At 64.8% G+C, this 1,277-nt stretch carries 1 protein-coding gene; it reads left to right on the forward strand.

Translation table 11 applies throughout. From position 1 onward, the window contains the following. Positions 1 to 85 precede the first annotated feature (85 nt). A protein-coding gene (locus tag IFT82_RS20280; RefSeq protein ID WP_192129455.1) for an IS3 family transposase occupies positions 86 to 1,215 on the forward strand; the annotation gives its coding sequence in 2 pieces (ribosomal slippage) (positions 86 to 347 and positions 347 to 1,215; 1,131 coding nt in all). Positions 1,216 to 1,277 lie beyond the last annotated feature (62 nt).

Consider the following 1,277-nt stretch of genomic DNA (forward strand, 5'->3'; position numbering starts at 1 on the left):
ACAGATGGTTCGGGGAATCTGCACAGCGGGGATAAGTGGATTGCCGATCTGACAGCGGCCATGCTGGCCGCGAGCAGGAGGCAAGATGAGCAAGCGACCCCGCCGGAACCACAGCCCGGCGTTCAAGGCCAAGGTGGCATTGGCTGCCGTGAAAGGCGAGAAGACGCTGGCCGAGCTGGCGCAGCAGTATGACGTGCACCCGAACCTCATCAATCAATGGCGTGCGCGGCTGCTGGAAGGCGCGGCGGACGTGTTCGGCGCGGAGCCGGCAGCGGTCGAGCCGCCGGTCGACGTGACGGTGTTGCACGCGAAGATCGGCGAACTGACGCTGGCGAACGATTTTTTGGCCGGTGCGCTCGGGAAGGCAGGTCTGTTGCCGAGCGCAAAACGATGATCGACCGGAAGCATGCGCTGCCGCTGATCGCCCAGGCGCGGCAGCTCGGTATCAGCCGCGGCAGCATCTACTACCTGCCGCGGCCGGTGTCGGACAGCGATCTGGCGATCATGCGCCGGATCGACGAGCTGCACCTGCTCTACCCGTTCGCGGGCAGCCGGATGCTGCGCGATCTGCTCCGGCAGGAAGGCGTCGAGGCGGGCCGGCTGCATGTCGCAACGCTGATGAAGCGGATGCGGATCGAGGCGATCTACCGCCGGCCGAACACGTCGAAGCCGGCGCTGGGGCACAAGGTCTATCCCTACCTGCTGCGCAAACTGGTGGTGACGCGGCCGAACCAGGTCTGGGCCACGGATATCACGTACATCCCGATGGCACGCGGCTTCGTCTACCTCGTCGCCATCGTCGACTGGTTCACCCGGCGCGTGCTGGCGTGGCGGGTGTCGATCTCGCTCGATGCCGGGTTCTGCATCGAGGCGCTGGAGGAAGCGCTGGACCGCTACGGCAAGCCGGCGATCTTCAACAGCGACCAGGGTTCGCAGTTCACAAGCACGGCGTTTACCACCATTCTCCACCGCGAGCAGATCGCCATCAGCATGGACGGGAAAGGCTGCTGGCGCGACAACGTGTTCGTTGAGCGCCTCTGGCGCTCGGTGAAATACGAAGAGGTCTACCTCAACGCCTATGCCTCGGTCCCCGAGGCCCGTGCCGGCGTCGGTCACTATCTGGCGTTCTACAACGCGGTCCGGCCGCACTCCGCGCTTGGCGGCCGTACGCCCGACCAGATATACTTCGCACAACCGCTTCTCGCAGCGGCATGATCAACCAGCGGCAGTCCACTTATCCAAGCCGCGAGCCTGTGCAGACAAACCGAACCATCTGT

It is taken from the genome of Sphingomonas sp. CFBP 8760, assembly GCF_014841615.1.
Taxonomy (GTDB): domain Bacteria; phylum Pseudomonadota; class Alphaproteobacteria; order Sphingomonadales; family Sphingomonadaceae; genus Sphingomonas.